The sequence below is a fragment of the Streptomyces sp. NPDC007896 genome (genome assembly GCF_042959425.1).
In the GTDB taxonomy this organism is placed as follows: Bacteria; Actinomycetota; Actinomycetes; order Streptomycetales; family Streptomycetaceae; genus Streptomyces.
Genome location: NZ_JBIBKX010000002.1, coordinates 434,814 through 450,072 on the forward strand (window position 1 = coordinate 434,814; position 15,259 = coordinate 450,072).

The following is a 15,259-nucleotide window of genomic DNA, read 5'->3' on the forward strand; positions in this document are numbered from 1 at the left end:
AGACTCCTTGCTTACTTGGGCCAGTGGGAGAACAGCGAGAGCATCCGTTCGACCAGCTGCTCGCGTACGGTGTGCCACTCGGGGCCTCCGGCGCGGCGCGCGGCCGAGATCCGGTCGTACTCCCGGCCGTCGACCTCGGGCAGGCACGCGTACATCTGGAGCAGCGCCGAGCCGTCGTCGGTGGGCGCGGTGTCGGTGTCCGCCTGGAGCAGGGCACGGATGTCCTCGGCGCGCATGGAGGCGTCGATCCCGGAGCCGGGAATGCTCTTGCTCATCTTCGGGAGGCCGCCGAGGCCGGGGATCATCTTGGTGTAGATGCCGGACAGCCGTTCGGCGGGCAGGCCCCAGCGTTCGGCTCCGCGCCGGGCGAGGGCGACGTACTTGTGCTCGTCGACCCCGAGGGAGACCAGGACGTGACGTCCTTCGCGGAGGAGGTGGACGAAGTCCGCGGCCATGAGCAGGGTGGCCTGCTTCATGCCGTAGTTGAGGTGGTCGAAGACGCCGTGGTTGCGGTAGAGGCCGGCGAGGTCCTCCTCCGCCCAGTGGAAGTCGTCGTCGTCCAGGTGGCGCGACAATAGGAACGCGGTGGCCATGACGTCGGTCTCGCGCTCCTGTCGGCGCAGCACGCCTCGCTTGGCGTCGAACCCGAGGCCCAGGACGAACTCCTCGTACTGGTCGGCGAGCTTCCGGACCGAGTCCAGGGGCGTGCGGCGGGCGTTGTAGGAGTCGAGGTCGCCCAGCACGATCTGGACGTCGAGGCCGCACTGCTGCAGTTTGATCGCCCGCAGCAGCTGGAAGAGGGTGCCGGCGTGAGGCGGCCCGCCGAGCCCGACGCCGGTGGTGACGATCGCGGGCTGCCCGTCCGCGACGGCCTCCGCGAACCCGCGCGCGCCTGTGTGGCACACCCACTTCGTCCGCAGGTCGTCGGGGCTCATCCCGGAGAGAGTGAAGTCGATGGCGCCGAGCCCCAGGCGTTCGTAGCGGTGCTGGTCGATGACGTTCTGGTAGTACGCGGTGTCGAACTTCATGCGAGTCCTTCCAACTTTGTCTGCTCGCGGAGGGCGAAGGCCCGACGGACCAGCGGTTCGAAGCCGTCGGCCAGGAGGTCGCCGAGCACCTCGTTGCGGGGCGCCGCGACGCTGCCGAGATCTGCGGTGACCGTTCCGTCGGCGAGGACCCAAACCCGGAAGGGGTACTGGTCCTCCGGGGCGCGCGTGGGTTGGGCGAAGATCTCCACGCCGTCGACCAGGTGGCGCACCTCGTCCACGGCCCGTACGAAGTCGTTCCGCTCGAAGGCGTAGATCTCCGCCTTGCGGGTGTTCGCGCGACCGATGGGCCGGTACTGGGAGATCAGCCAGTATTCGACGTCAGTCTGCTGGGTCACGCCTGCGATGAACTGGGCGAGGCGAGGCAGTTCCTTCACAGAGCCGGCTGAGGTGAACGTGTTGAACGCGAGCCGTCGCTGGTCGGCGGTGAGGAGTTCGACGTTGGAAAGGAACCGTTCGAAGTACCCCTGCCCGCGGAACCAGTTGGCCGTCTCGGCGCTCGGGCCGTCGACTGCCAGGGAGTAGATGGTCACGTGGTCCCGGAGGCCGGCGTAACGGTCACCTAGGAGCAGCCCGTTGGTGTGGAGGTTCGTCTCAAAGCCGACTTCGGTGGCGTGCCGGAGGGCCACCTCCAGGTGGTTGTCGTACGGCATGACGGGGTCGCCGCCGGTGAAGACGCACCGGTGGGCCTCGGACTCCGACCGGACGCGGTCGATGACGCGGCGGACGGTGTCCGGGTCGGTGTTGACCCGGTTGCGTTCGCGGTAGCAGAAGCGGCACACGCCCGGTGAGGTGCTGGTGGGCTTCAGGTCCCAGGCGTTGCAGTCGGTGTTGAGGACCAGGTGGACGATCGCGAGTTCGTCGTGCGTCAGCACGCTGCTATCTCCTTGATGCCGGGGCTGACCAGTGGTGCTGGCGCGGAGACGGGCCGCAGGAGCGAGTTGAGCTGGTGCGGGGCGCCACCCGTGAGCCGAACGAACAGCTGCAGGGTGTCCAGGCCCGCGCCCGCGTCGATGATCGCGAGAGCGTTGTCGATGCCGGACTGGATGGTGGGGGTCGCCTCGGACATCACCATGAGGAGGGCCGCGTTGAGGGCGACCGCGTTCCGAGCCTGACTGGTGTCGCGGCCGGCCAGCACGCGGATCGCCGCGGCGACGTTCTCCTGGGGGTCCTCGTGCTGGGTGACGGACTTCAGGTCTCGCGGCATCGAGGCCGCGCCCTTGCGCACCGCATCGTTGAACGCCAGGTCCTCGTCGCCGGCGTTGATGCGACAGGCCCGCACCGTGCTTCCGGGGAGCAGCTCGTCGACCTGGACCGTCTGGCCGACGCTGGAGTTGATCACCGCCACGTCCGGCAGACCGAGCCGGGACAGCAGCCGGGCGGAAGCACTGACCGCGGGGTGCGAGAGACCGTAGACGTAGGCGGGGCAGGTGACCGGACTGAGGAGGGCAGGGAACGCCAGGCTGAGGGCGTGTACGGCCTGGAACCTGCCTCCATAGCGGCGGTCGAACTCGGGCACGCGGTTCTCGATGGAGAAGAACCCGAAGCCGGCCTCCGCCGTGATGTCCACCATCTCCTGGTACGGCACGGTGTCGCTCGTCGCACCCACGAGGTCGATGAAGTCACGCGATCCGGTCTTTGATGACGCACTGCGCGATCCGAGCTTCGCGACGTGCGCTCCCCCGGTTGCCGCCACCAGCGCGGCGGCGGTACTGAGGTTGATCGTCTTGAAGGTCTTCTTCCCGCTGCCCGTATAGCCGACGAACCGCATGCCGTCGGGCGGCTGGTGGAAGTCCCAGCTGTCACGGTCCAGGGCTGACGCGGCTCGGACCGCCGCCTCGACCTCCTCCAGTCTTGGTCCTCGCAGGAGCAGTCCCGTCAAGACGCTCCCCAGCATTACGTCGCGAGTGCCGCCTTCCGGTAAGGCGAGGATGCGCGCGATTCCTTCCTGCACGTCTAGAGGTGAGATGTCGGCCGGCGAGTTGATCTTTTGGGCCAGCAATGGCGTTGTGACCACCACGGCTTGGGCTCCTTCCATCACGTGTCGGATGTGAGCAGGACCTTGAAGGGACGGTGGCGTGCTTCGTTGCTCAGGGCCGCCAGTCCCTGTGGCAGTTCGCTGAGGGGGAAGCGATCTCGGGTCATCAGAGCGGCCCAGTCGCCGCCCTTGGCGATGACGTCGATGGCGTCCCTGAAGTCGTCGTAGCCATCCGCGCGGCAATAGGAGAAGGAGCCACGCAGGGTGATCGAGCGACGGAAGACGTCCCGCAGGGGAACCGAGAGAACGACGCGGGGCGCGTAGGCGTTCTGGACGAGAACCGTTCCTCCGTCACGAACAGCCTTCAGCGCCTGGCGTATGGGGCCGTCGCTGTGACCAGACGCGGCGTCCACGACGGCATCGCATTCCGGCAGCTCGACAGAGTGGAGAGTGATCTGCCGGTCGAGAACGTAGCGCAGTTGATGCAACCGCGAGGGCTCCCTGACCAGCATGTACACGTCCCACCCCGCCCCTGCCGCGCAGATGGCCGTGCACACCGCAAGGACGCCGCCCCCGATGATGCCGAGCCGGCCCAGAGGCAGCCGAAGCCCGCAGCGGACTCCGTGCAGGGCCACCGCCATCGGATCGGCGAGGACTCCGTGCGCGGGATCGTGCATCTGGAGAAGCGGGATCACGCTCTCGCGGGGCACTCTCACGCAGTCGGCGAGACCTCCGGGGAGATCCCAACCGATGCGCCGGAGTCGTGGGCAGAGGTGGACATGGCCGCGGTCGCAGTAGTGGCACGAGCGGCAGGAGACCAGCGGGTCGATCGCGACCCAGCCATCCGTCTCCGTGTCGACGCCGACGATCTCGTGCCCCGGGTACCACGGTGCGGGCAAACGCCCCTGCCATGGGTGACTGAGCTTCGCGACATCGCTTCCGCATAATCCCGTGTAGCGCGTCTTGATGATCGTCGTGTCGCGTGCGGGGGACACCTCCGCAGGCGTGCCGACTGGAGCGGAGAGCTGGCGGAGGACGCCGTTCTCAACCGCCCACGCGCGAGGGCTGTTCATCGCTTTCCCCAGCTGTCCAGCAGGGAGGGCAGGGCTTCGACACTGGGTATCGATCTGCCGGACCAGGCGGTCTCGCCGAACACGAGGCTGCTCGGCCCGCCGCGACGCTCCACGCGCACCGCGTGCATCCCGGCCCGCTCCGCGCCGGCCAGCTCGTCACCGCCGCCGTCGCCGCAGTAGAGGGCCTGATGCGGGGCGACACCGAGTTCTCGGAGGACGGCGCGGTAGAGCAACTGGTCAGGCTTCACCGCACCCGCTCGGCAGCTGAACACGGCGGCGTCGAAGTGCGACGCGAGATCGCTGCGGTTCCATGACTCAGCGACGTCCGGGGAGGCGTCGCTGAGGACGGCCAGCCTTACGCCACCACGCTGAAGCTGCTCCAGGGCCCGCAGGAGAGTTGCATCGGCCTGGAGCCGGACGTGGGCGAGCCGGACCAGGAGCATCTCCAGCTCACCCACGCGGGCCGCAGTGGCGTTGCAGCGGGTGGCGAGGTGGGCAGCGACCTCGGTAGTGGACGGCAGCTGCCCGTCGTGCCTCACCCGCCAGGTGTCGGACAGCACCGACTCTGCGGCCGACGGGGATACGCCCAGGATCACGGCGAACTGGGCGGCGGCAGTTTTCCGTTCGACCGTACTCGGGGCTGCTACGAGCGTGCCGAAGAGATCGAGTATCACCGCGATCGGGCGCGGAGCCGGATCAGCGGAGTTCCGCTGGAGTGAAGGGCCAAGCAGCACGTCGCCCACTGGGTGCGTGGGGACCGCGGGCAGCGTCGTCGACAACGGGGTGGACGTCGGCGGATAGCGCATAGTGGGGCTCCATCAGCAGATCGGTGATCTCGTGTAGAACCGGACTCTCAGGTCGGCTGGATTTACGATCCGAGGACGCCTTCTTCGGCGTCCCGCAGGAGGCGAAGAAGGGCTGGACGGCCACCAGGTCCAGGGGGGCCGTGCTGGGCCGCCAAGTCCCTGCGACGCCGCTGGCGCGCTCACAACCTCAGCCCCGACAGCAGGCCGGCGACCGACGCCGTCACGTCCTTCACGAACGGGCCGACGTTGTGGGTCCCGGCGAGGTACAGACCGAAAACCATGCACACCACGGCGTGACCCGCTTTGAGCCCACCTCCGCGGCATAAGAAGGCGATCACGATGCCGAGGATCAGCAGAACAGCAACGTCGACGGCCACCGCAGAACCCCCTCCGATCTCGGACGATTACTGGAGACCGAGGCGGGTACTGGGACGACCGCGTCGGTGTGACCATGACAGCGGCCTGGAGGCGCTCGGAGTATCACGAGCTGCTGCCGGACCTGCTCATCAGCGGTTCATGGCGGGTAGGTCTGACTTTTCAACATCCGCTTACACACGCGCTCATGAGAGGCTGACCTAGGCTCCGGATCATGACCAGGAATGGGCAGGCGGTAGGCGCAGTGGGGAAGAGTCGCCCGGGTTGGCGCCCGGAAAAACTGAGGCAGCAACGCGAAGCCCACGGCCTGACCCTCGAAGGCGCGGGCGAGCAACTGCGGGAAGTCGCCGGGGCTGCGGGGCTCGCGGTGCCGGCCGCCAACTTCCAGACGCTGTGGCAACACGAGCAGGGCGAGATCTATCCCGGGCCGCATTACCGCCGCGCGTACTGCCTGCTGTACCGCGCGACCGAGCCCGAGCTCGGCTTCCGCAACGCTCTGCCCGACGAAGCCAGGAAGCTCAAGTTCACCGCGTCGAGCGAACCCCACAACGGAGCCCATATCCTCGCCGTGGAGCGCGCGTTGCTCCAACTCGCGCCCGGCACGGAGGACTCTGATGGGCAGGGCATGCAGCAGCGCATCCTCGACGCCTGGAAGCGCCGTCACACAGGCGGTGACCCGAACAAACCGACCCTGCTGATGGTCGGTGGCTACGCGGGCAGCGGGAAATCGGAGTTCGCCCGCTTCATATCCCAGCTCACCGGATGGCCTGTCCTCGACAAGGACCCGATCACACGCCCCCTCGTCGAGCGCCTCCTCGTAGAGATAGGCAGCGAGCCCAACGACCGGCACACCGATCTCTACCGGGAGAAGGTCCGCCCGCTGGAGTACCAGTGCCTCCTGGAAACCGCGTACGCGAACATCGACTGCGCGATCAGCACCGTTCTCAGCGCGCCCTTCATCAGCGAGGCCACCGATCCTCGTTGGATGCGGCGGCTGATCAACCGCTGCGAAGCGCGCGGCGTCACCGTGGCGGTCGTCTGGATCAAGTGCGACCTCGACACGATGCACGAGTACATCAGCTTCCGGTCTGCAGCCCGGGACAGCTGGAAACTCCAGAACTGGGACGCGTACGCCGCCGGCCTCGACCTCGAACTACGTCCCGTTGTTCCGCACTTGGTTGTCGACAACCGACTCGGCGCCGCGATCTCGCTGACGGATCAGGTGCGCCAGGTCTTCGGGACGGTGTTCCAGTGAGGCAGGGCATCCTGCTGTACGGGCCGCCGGCGGTCGGCAAGGACACGGTCACGGCGGCACTCGCCGAACTTAGTCCGCAGTACGTGGCGTTCACCCGCTTGAAGGTCGGGGCAGGGAAGACCCAGGGCTACCGGATGGGCACACCGGAGCAACTGGCCGAGTTGGACGCCCATGGCGACGTCATCTATCGCAACGAGCGATACGGCAACATCTACGTCATCGACCGGCCTGGCCTCGAACAAGCTATGGAGGGCGGACGGATCCCCGTGGTCCACCTCGGTCAGATGATCGGGATGGCCCAGGTAACCGCCCTCTTCCCGGCGCACTGGGTGCGCGTCCTGCTCTGGTGCTCCAAGGAGACCGTCGCACTACGCTCGCCGCAGCGGGGCGACACGGACACGGCGGCTCGGCTGACCGCGTGGGACGCCACCCAGGCCGATCTCGCGGATCATCCGTACGCTCAGTGGGAACTGAGCGTGGACACGGATACGGCGACGGCTGCTGAAGCGGCGAAGCGGATCGATGCTACCGTCCGCGCAACGTCACCTCACGCCTGACAGCCAGGGCGCCGATGACCAGGCACATGCGATCTGCTCAACGCGGATCATCCTGGTCTCGCTCACCGCGCAGGGCTTCCAATGCCTCGGCGATATCCAGCCGCTCGTCTCTGTTGGCGTCCCATCGTGCGAGTGTCGCGGCGGCTGCGCGCATCAGGGAGTCAGGCAGTCCGACATCGGCCAGTAGAGCCGCCGCGTCCTCAAGCTCCGGGCCCCAACGCCAAGCGCGAGCAGCCGTTTTGGGGATGTAATCGGTCTCCACGAGATAGCTGCGAGCACGATTAGCCGCGATCTCCAGCAGCTCATCCGCGACTCCGTACGATTCGGCCGCTCCGTACGCCACAGCGGCGAGGACGCGGGAGACCTTCTGGTAGCTGGAGTACGCGAGCTTAAGGGCGGAGGCTTGGCCGATGCTGCCGCCCAGGAAGTGGGTCCGCACATCGGTTCCCGCGAACAGCTCGGCGATCCTGTCGGCCTGCTTACCCACGCCAGACAGATAAAGTGTCGGTGTCTTGCCGCCCACCGGAGGCGATCCAACGACCGAGGCGTCGACGACCGGCATCGGGGCCAGACAATCGGCGATCCGCTGCACGCGCAGCGGCGCGACGGCGTTCGCTTCGACATAGATCGTGCCCGCGCCGACCGTGCTGAGTTCTGCCACCTGGGCAGCGACCTCCTCCGCAGCAGCTGGCGGGCACAGGGAGAGCAGCAGGTCGGAGCGGCAGACGAGCCCAGTCAGCGCCTCGGCTTCGAGACCCGCCTGCTTGGCCCGGCGGCGGGTAGCGTCGCTGCGTCCGTCGGGGCACCACAGCACGGTGTGACCACGACCGCGCAGCTGGGCGCCGAAGGCGGAGCCCATGCTGCCGGGGTGCAGCAGCCCGACTGTGTACGTCATGCCGCGGTCCTCGCAGGATCGGCGGTGTGCAGAAGCAGCAGATCGATGGCTGCGCGTACATGCGGCACCGTGTGGTCGGGCCCAGAGGCGCCCGCCGGCCAGGATCGACCATGGCCGATCCAGATGGTGCGCAGACCCGCGGAGTGCCCGCCAGCGATGTCGTTGACCGGGTTGTCTCCGACCATCCAACCGCCGTCGTGCAGCACACCACCGCAGCGGGCCGCGGCTAGAGCAAAGTGTCGGACTTGCGGTTTGCGTGCGTCGGCGTCCTCGGAGACGAAGACACCGTCCACGCGCTCCGAGATACCGGTTGCACGCAGCTTGGCACGCTGGATGTCCGACGCGCCGTTGGTCGCCACCCCGACCCGCCAGCCGGCCGAACGTAGTTCATCCAGACCGTCGAGGGTCTCAGCCGGGCACGACACCAAGGCCGCCATGTCGGCGCAGTACGCGCGCCACATCTCGTCGGCCGACGCAGGCAGCCGGTATCGAGTGCGAATCGTCTCAAAGGTGGACGGATAGGCTCGCTCGGCCACCATGTTTAGGACATCCGCCTGATCCTCGTCCTCCAGGTGATGCTGGGCGGCGAACTCAGCGGCCCAGTCGGCCAGCGTGCCCCGTCGGTCCACAAGTGTGTTGTCGAGATCGAAGAGAACCAGGAGGCGCTGCACACCCGCACCCTAATTGCCCGTACCTCTCCGAGACACTGCTGGGTACCGTCCGAGTCTTCTGACCGGCTCCTGGTTTCCCAACAGCAGGCCGGGAAACGATGGCCTCTATCGCCCCCATCGTGTACCCGTCGTGAGAGGTGCTGTTTGGTTTCGTCGCGCCGAAAGGCAGTCTCCAGCTCGCAGAACACCCGGCAAGCCGAAGACGCGATCAGCCGCACTCTGGCCAAGACGCCCCCTGAGCAGAGACGACTCGCGGACGGCCGTGAGACTGGGACCGTCCTGATTGGCATGATCCGCGAGTGGGAGGAGATCCGCGGCGGCAGTTTCGAGTGCTACCCCACCGGCAGTCGGTGGGCTCACCTCTCCGACGACTCATGGGCGATTGGTGACTTCCGTCCCCTCGGTCTGAGTACCGATCTCTGCGCCGTCAGCGACCACGCCATGACCCGTACTTTTGCCTCGGGCTACCGAGACACAATCATCGGTAGCGCACCGCCCGTGTCCTACTGGAGCACCGTCACCATGCTGGAAGACGTCGTTCCGGTCATGCTGGCAGTCCTCGACCGCGAGCTGACCGGCGCGGTCGGATGCCTCGACTGGTACCTGCGGACCCCGTGCTGGTCCGCCCTGTGCCAGCAGCACCCAGGCGACGGTGAGACATCCGCTTGCGGCTCGCCGAGCTGCGCCCTCGCCTCACCGGATACGGCATGCGACTGCATATGCGGCGGGATGAACCACGGGATGGGGATGGAGGCCATCCAGGCCCTACGGCCTGAGGCGCCGGACTGGTCCACCGCGCCGGCACCGGTGTGGCACCCGGGTTCCGGCACCGTGGAGGTCGACCGCGCGGACGGACGAATAGCCGGGCGAGACCCCTTCGGTCGGCACGGTGCTCGCGTACGGCCCCCGTCATCAGCGTGGACCTCGCCTGCCGCCGACTCCCCGCTCAACCGACGTTGTCGGACGATTCCCGGCCGTCCATGAGCTCCTGGATCGCAGCGAGGATCGCTTCCACAGCACCGGGTTCGGCTGCCAGCGCGGTGAGACGGACCGACGGCCAGCCCTTGTATCCCTTTTCCCGCTGCACCTCCAGCTTCTTCTGCAGTTCCGGAACGGACGGCAGGGACTCCGCGAACGCCGCCGCGCGGTCGCGGCCGAGGTGGTGAGTGATCGATCCGAAGCTGAAGGCGAGTTCTTCCTTGGAGGGGTGGTCGTACAGGGACAGCGTCCACAGCGGCACGTGGCGGCCGGCGACGGGATAGTGGACGGACATGCTCGGGTAGGTGGCCGTACCGCCCTCCAACCGTCCCCTGGCTGCCGCGTGATCGAGTAGAGCGGTCGCGATCCGCCTCGGCTCCGGGGCGAGCCGAGCCCGGATCTCCGAGTCCATGTCGTCCCGTGTGGTTCGCTGTGTGGTGCGGCGGCCGGACGGGGACTTCGCTGCCGTGGCGACCTCCCCGTGGATGCGTGGGACCAGGACGCGGAGGTCTCCGTCGCCTCGGTACTGGGTCAGCTCGACCGCGTACACGTCGGTCTGCCGCATCTGCCGGTTCAGGAACTCCACGATCGCCCTCAGCTCCAGTGGGATCCGGTCCGCGACGAACAGCAGCCGCATCTGCCCGGCGGCCAGCCGTTCCTCGACCGTTGCCCAGAACTCTTCCGGAGAGCGGTCGCCGAGCAGTTCGCCGTACGCCTCTTCCAGCGGTCGGCCGTCCGCGACGCAGGTCTCCTCGAAGGAGCGCTGAAGCAGCGCTCCGGGCCAGTAACGTGCCCCGTTCGCCGCGTAGTCCAGCATCTGACCCACGACCTCGCGCCGGATCCGGGTGTCGCTCGCCCGCTTGACCTCCACCAGAGTCGGCACCCCGTCTGCGTCGACGAAGAGGTGGTCCAGCCAGTACGCCGACGCGCTCTCCGCACTTGTCGGAACACGCATCTCCCGCGCCACCAGCACCAGCCGCAACGGTTGGCCATCGGCCAGCGAGCCGAAATCCAGCACCCGCGGGTGGCGCGCGAGGAGCTCCTGGAACTCCGCCTCGGTCGCGAATGCGGCTGGCTCCAGCGTCTGCAGAGCGCTACCGAGGACGAATACCGACTGATCAGTCACTTGCTACCCCACCCCTGTGATCCTGAGACCGTGGTCAGCGATCGTTTGCCCGTCTATTGATACCGCTGCGGGGCGGCCATGGGGCTTCTTCCGCCGGCCTCGGAACACGCAGCATCGTGCCCGGCACATCCTCTTCCACTGGTACCGCAAGGGGTTCACTACCCGCCAGCAGGCCATCTGGGCTCGCACGGCACGGGTGCCGATCCTCGGGCATTGGCCGCACGCTCCCCGAGACATTTGTCTACCCTGCTTGGCTGTTGGTCTTCACGAAGGGGTGGGCATGCGCGCGTTGGAGGACATCAAGAACCAGGTAAGGTCACTGACCTCGCGTCGCTACGTAGAGGAGGCGGTGGCCGCATACGGCGCCAGTGCTTACCGTGCCGCGCTGATCTCAATCTGGATCGCTGTAGCGGCGGACGTTATCGACAAAATCCGGCTCCTCGCCGACGAAGACGGTAGGGCAGCTCAGCTCCGGGATGAACTGGACCGCGCCATCAAGGGGAACAACGTCGGCGCGCTCCAGACGTTCGAACGCAACCTCGTTACCCGGGCTCACCAGGATCTGGAGCTGATCGGGGCCAGGGAGGCAGAGGAGCTGACGCGCCTCTACAACGACCGGCACCTGTGCGCCCACCCGGCTTACGTCTCGGACAACGAGGAACTGTTCTCTCCATCACCCGAACTCGTGCGTGCACACCTGACGTCAGCGGTAGACGCACTGCTGTCACATCCGGCGGTAACAGGTCGCAAGGCGATCGAGCGGTTCGGCAGGGAAATCAACTCGGATTCGTTTCCCAATGACGACCAGCGTCTCAATGCCCACCTCCGCCACAGCTACATGGACCACGGGACGAAGGCGTTGAAGGAGAATCTGATCAAAGTCGTCTGCAAGAACACCCTCAAGCCGGAAAATCCGCTGGAGAAGCGCCGACGCAGCACCCGCGCAGCGCGGGAACTGCAGAAGATCACCCCAGCCCTGTTCGAAGAACAGCTCCGCGTCGTACTGGACCCTGCTCAGAACCTTCTCGACGATGACGGACTCATGGCCCTGGTCGCTGGCCTGTGCTCCGTACCGGGCACGTGGGACGCGTTGCATTCCGGGACAAGGGGTCGAGTGGAGGAACTGCTGCACGTGGCCAAGCCCTTGGATCTGGTGCAGACTCACCTGCTCTTCCTCGGTCCGCTCCCTCCTGCCCCCATCGATGACATGCTACTCAATAGGCTTCCGGACATCACCACACCCGGCGCGCTGGCCGGCATGACGGGGGCGTTGCCCCGCTACTTCGGAGAACACCCTGATCCACGACTGGTTCCCGCGTTGATCAAGCTAGCTTCGAAGGCTGGCTCCTACGAAAGTGGGGCAGCGGTACTCAACGTCCTCAACGGCCTTGCCCACTCGATCACCGACGAGCAGCTGGAACACCTCCTCGATGCGTGCACGGGCAACAATCAGATCTCCGGATCGTTCCTGGGACACAAGCAGATCGAACAGATGAGGTGGCGCGGACCTCAAGGGGAACGGGCGCTGGCTGCATGGGAGAAATGGGACCGACCCGAGAACGCCGAACCAACTGACCAGGAAGCATCGCTGTAAATCTCAGCAGGGGTGTTGCCGGTCCGGAGGCGGCGTCGCTGAGCCAGCCACACGGCTCAGGGCTAAGCCCGGGGGCGTTGAGAACAGGATCAACCAGGCTGTCTCTGGCCTCAGTTTTGGTTGTCGGTCTCATTCACTCCCGTCCGGAGCCGTCCGAACCTCCTACAATCACCTGCTCCACCGCAGGTCAGGACGCCCCCGTCCCGCCCCGAACCCCCAGACGAACATTTGGAAAGCGTGTTGGGGGCAGCCCCTGTCGGGTGGCTCGGGGGATCTCACCCCCGCAACACCGTGCGTAACGGTCTCCCGCCCTCCTGAAGGCCGCCAGCGTCCGGCCGCCGCGAGAGTGAGCTCTGGCTGGGCACGACAGTGCCGAAGCATCCGTGTCGATCCGGTCTCGAGCACGTCTGTCTGTCAGTGCTGCTCCGTAGAATCCCCAGCGAACAATCTTCCAAAGATCACGGCCTATTGGGGGCATGCTCAGTGAGCGCAACAGGCCGCAGGCGCCAGTCCGCTAGCCCGGAACCGACGATCGTGCCGGTCTCCCGGCTCGCCGACCGTGTGCTGACCGGTGAGATCGTGCTGCCGAAGTACCAGCGGGCGTTCGTGTGGGGGCCCCACCAGATCCTCCACCTCCTGGATTCGGTGCTGCGCAACTACCCCATCGGCAGCCTGCTGCTGTGGGACACCACGGAGCAACTCGCCAGCGAGGAGACCGTCGCTGGCTTGGAGGTGGATCCGCCGCGTCCCGGCCGCCCGGTCAAGTACATCCTCGACGGCCAGCAGAGGCTCGCCAGTATCATCGGCGCACTGCACGGCGGCACCGGCTCCTGGGACATCGCCTACGACCTGGAAGAGGAGCGCTTCTTCCAGCGCACCCCGGAGAGCGCGACCGGACCGCACATCATCCCCATGAGGAAGGTGAGCTCGGCAGGATCCCTCTTCGGGCAGGTAGCCGAGTTGTCCCCCGAGTTGCGCGAGCGCGCGACCGAGTTGTACGAGCAGTTCGCCAATTACCTGGTGCCAGTGGTGACCTTGGACCACATGTCGGCGGAGGAGTCGGCGGAGGTCTTCGTACGGATCAACAGCACGGGCACGACGATGAACATCGTCGACGTAGCGCGGGCCGGCACCTGGAGTCCCGACTTCGACCTCAAGGAGGAGATCGAATCTCTGCTCCAGGTCCTCGACGCAAAGCGCTACGGCCGGGTCGACACCAAGACCATGCTCCGCACGATCGCGGTCGCCGCCGGATTCGGGTTCTCCACCAAGGACATCAACCGTCTGAGAGAACTCGACAAGGAGCGGTTGCGCGAGGCCGTCGTCGAGGCGGCGAAGGCGGCCGAGCGGGCAGTGGACTTCCTCAGCACCCAGATTCGCACGCCGAAGGCCGACGCTCTTCCCTATTACAACCAGTTCGCGGTGCTCGTCGAAGTGTTCCGGCAGCTGCCGAAGCCTTCGTCCGTGCAGTACGACGTGTTGCGCCGCTGGTTCTGGCTGACCGCGAGCGGTGAGTACTTCAAGGGCTGGAGCGAGGCCCAGATGGGTCCCGACCTGCAGGCGATCACTGCCTTCGCCAAGGGTGAGGCCCAAGAGGTCGAGACGGGAGCGGCACTCCCGCGGAGCGCCTTGTGGCGGCGGAGTGCTTTCTCCAAACGGAACGCACCGAGCAAGCTCCTCGCTCTCCTCCTTGCGTACGAGGACCCGCTGGACCTGCTCACCGGGCAACGGATCGATGTTGGCAGGGCCTTGTCGTGGCAGAACGACAAGGAGTTCCATCACTTCTTTCCCAAGGCGTTTCTGCGATCGCGCGGGGTGAGCAGCGCCGGGGCGAATGTCTGCGGCAATCTGGTCATGCTGACCTCCCACAGCAACATCTGGGTGACCGACCGGCCCCCCTCGCAGTATCTGCGGGACCTGGCCGATATCGAGGGCGAGGGACCGCTACGTGAGCGGTTGAGCACCTGCCTGGTAGAGGAAGACGCCTACCAGGCGGCGCTGCGGGACGACTACGACACATTTCTGCGTGTTAGGTCGGAGACGTTGCACCGGCGGTTGATGCAGTTGATCGGTGGAGCGGCGGGACCGGTGAGTCCTGCCGCGAGGGGTGAGGCGCAGTCGTTGCCCGATGACGAGGGGCTGGAGGAGGAAGCGGACTCCGACTCCCTCCTGGACGAACCGATCGACCGCGATTCTGCGGACTGATGGGTGAGGTGGGGCCGGAATGCGGATGGCGGATGTACCGGTTACTGATCGGCCCCGGGAGCGGCTGCTGGACCGAGGAGCGGAAGCGCTCTCCGACCGCGAACTCCTCGCCCTGCTGATCAGCTCGGGCACGGGCGGTTGCGATGCGGTGGAGCTGGCGGGGCAGCTCATCGCCCGGCACGGCGGGCTCTACGAACTCTCCCGGACACCGGCACATGAGCTGATGGCGGGGCTACGGGGGATGGGGCCAGCAAAGGCGGCGCGCATCGCGGCCGCGTTTCAGCTGGGGCGCCGGGCAGCACCGGCCGAGATCGAGAGTCGACAATACGTCCGCGGATCCGTCGACCTGGCCAGGACCGCGGCACCGCTACTGACGGGCCTGAGGCATGAGCGGGTCGTGGTCGTTGTGTGCGATGCGGCTGGCGCTGTACTGCGGAAGGCAACGCTGACCGAGGGCGCGGTTGACCGCTCTATTCTTCCTGTCCGCGATGTGCTGGCCCTAGTCCTGGCCACGGGCGGCACGGCCTTCGGCGTGGCCCACAACCACCCGACCGGCCGCGTGGAGCCCAGCGAGCCCGACCGCCGCGCCACAGCCCGCCTGGTGGCGGGAGCGGAAGCGGTCGGGCTCCGGTTCCTGGACCATGTGGTTGTCACGGACCAGGAGTGGCGGCGGGTGGAGACGACCTCCGGCTGAGAGTCT

At 66.9% G+C, this 15,259-nt stretch carries 14 protein-coding genes; 5 read left to right on the forward strand and 9 right to left on the reverse strand.

Annotated elements, in window-relative coordinates:
- Positions 1 to 11: 11 nt before the first annotated feature.
- The 6 genes from ACFZDJ_RS09625 to ACFZDJ_RS09650 form a co-directional block, all read right to left on the reverse strand.
- Positions 12 to 1,028 (reverse strand): hypothetical protein, encoded by a 1,017-nt coding sequence (locus tag ACFZDJ_RS09625; protein WP_391057441.1) that lies wholly within the window; start codon positions 1,026 to 1,028, stop codon positions 12 to 14.
- Positions 1,025 to 1,921 (reverse strand): radical SAM protein, encoded by an 897-nt coding sequence (locus ACFZDJ_RS09630; RefSeq protein WP_391057444.1) that lies wholly within the window; start codon positions 1,919 to 1,921, stop codon positions 1,025 to 1,027. The genes ACFZDJ_RS09625 and ACFZDJ_RS09630 overlap by 4 nt, the downstream gene beginning before the upstream one ends.
- Complete coding sequence (locus tag ACFZDJ_RS09635; RefSeq protein ID WP_391057447.1) at positions 1,915 to 2,928, reverse strand: hypothetical protein; 1,014 nt, start codon at positions 2,926 to 2,928, stop codon at positions 1,915 to 1,917. Before ACFZDJ_RS09635 ends, ACFZDJ_RS09630 begins: the two co-directional genes overlap by 7 nt.
- 155 nt (positions 2,929 to 3,083) lie before the next feature.
- Entirely contained in the window at positions 3,084 to 4,097 is a 1,014-nt protein-coding gene (locus ACFZDJ_RS09640; protein ID WP_391057450.1) for an alcohol dehydrogenase catalytic domain-containing protein, read from the reverse strand.
- The gene (locus tag ACFZDJ_RS09645; RefSeq protein WP_391057453.1) at positions 4,094 to 4,903 is read right to left on the reverse strand and encodes an HAD family hydrolase; all 810 of its coding nucleotides are present in this window, start codon (positions 4,901 to 4,903) and stop codon (positions 4,094 to 4,096) included. Before ACFZDJ_RS09645 ends, ACFZDJ_RS09640 begins: the two co-directional genes overlap by 4 nt.
- Before the next feature lie 179 nt (positions 4,904 to 5,082).
- A complete protein-coding gene (locus ACFZDJ_RS09650) occupies positions 5,083 to 5,280 on the reverse strand; it encodes a hypothetical protein (RefSeq protein ID WP_391057456.1) in 198 nt (65 codons plus the stop codon).
- A gap of 212 nt (positions 5,281 to 5,492) precedes the next feature.
- Here ACFZDJ_RS09650 and ACFZDJ_RS09655 point away from each other — a divergent pair, with 212 nt between their 5' ends.
- Both ACFZDJ_RS09655 and ACFZDJ_RS09660 read left to right on the forward strand, forming a co-directional pair.
- The gene (locus tag ACFZDJ_RS09655; protein WP_391057459.1) at positions 5,493 to 6,533 is read left to right on the forward strand and encodes an AAA family ATPase; all 1,041 of its coding nucleotides are present in this window, start codon (positions 5,493 to 5,495) and stop codon (positions 6,531 to 6,533) included.
- Positions 6,530 to 7,090 (forward strand): guanylate kinase, encoded by a 561-nt coding sequence (locus ACFZDJ_RS09660; protein WP_391057462.1) that lies wholly within the window; start codon positions 6,530 to 6,532, stop codon positions 7,088 to 7,090. The genes ACFZDJ_RS09655 and ACFZDJ_RS09660 overlap by 4 nt, the downstream gene beginning before the upstream one ends.
- Positions 7,091 to 7,127: 37 nt before the next feature.
- Here ACFZDJ_RS09660 and ACFZDJ_RS09665 read toward each other — a convergent pair whose 3' ends face one another.
- The 3 genes from ACFZDJ_RS09665 to ACFZDJ_RS09675 all read right to left on the reverse strand — a co-directional run bounded on the left by ACFZDJ_RS09665 (position 7,128) and on the right by ACFZDJ_RS09675 (position 10,760).
- Positions 7,128 to 7,985: a DUF1932 domain-containing protein gene (locus ACFZDJ_RS09665; RefSeq protein ID WP_391057465.1), complete on the reverse strand. Its 858-nt coding sequence runs from the start codon at positions 7,983 to 7,985 to the stop codon at positions 7,128 to 7,130.
- Positions 7,982 to 8,656, reverse strand: a complete 675-nt coding sequence (locus tag ACFZDJ_RS09670) for an HAD-IA family hydrolase (RefSeq protein ID WP_391057466.1) — start codon at positions 8,654 to 8,656, stop codon at positions 7,982 to 7,984. The genes ACFZDJ_RS09665 and ACFZDJ_RS09670 overlap by 4 nt, the downstream gene beginning before the upstream one ends.
- Positions 8,657 to 9,602: 946 nt before the next feature.
- Positions 9,603 to 10,760, reverse strand: a complete 1,158-nt coding sequence (locus tag ACFZDJ_RS09675) for a hypothetical protein (protein WP_391057470.1) — start codon at positions 10,758 to 10,760, stop codon at positions 9,603 to 9,605.
- Positions 10,761 to 11,040: 280 nt separating this feature from the next.
- Here ACFZDJ_RS09675 and ACFZDJ_RS09680 point away from each other — a divergent pair, with 280 nt between their 5' ends.
- The 3 genes from ACFZDJ_RS09680 to ACFZDJ_RS09690 all read left to right on the forward strand — a co-directional run bounded on the left by ACFZDJ_RS09680 (position 11,041) and on the right by ACFZDJ_RS09690 (position 15,253).
- On the forward strand, positions 11,041 to 12,354 hold the full coding sequence (locus ACFZDJ_RS09680) for a hypothetical protein (RefSeq protein WP_391057472.1): 1,314 nt from the start codon (positions 11,041 to 11,043) through the stop codon (positions 12,352 to 12,354).
- Positions 12,355 to 12,888: 534 nt separating this feature from the next.
- On the forward strand, positions 12,889 to 14,559 hold the full coding sequence (locus ACFZDJ_RS09685) for a DUF262 domain-containing protein (protein ID WP_391057475.1): 1,671 nt from the start codon (positions 12,889 to 12,891) through the stop codon (positions 14,557 to 14,559).
- 25 nt (positions 14,560 to 14,584) lie between these two features.
- Positions 14,585 to 15,253 (forward strand): DNA repair protein RadC, encoded by a 669-nt coding sequence (locus tag ACFZDJ_RS09690; RefSeq protein ID WP_391057478.1) that lies wholly within the window; start codon positions 14,585 to 14,587, stop codon positions 15,251 to 15,253.
- Positions 15,254 to 15,259 lie beyond the last annotated feature (6 nt).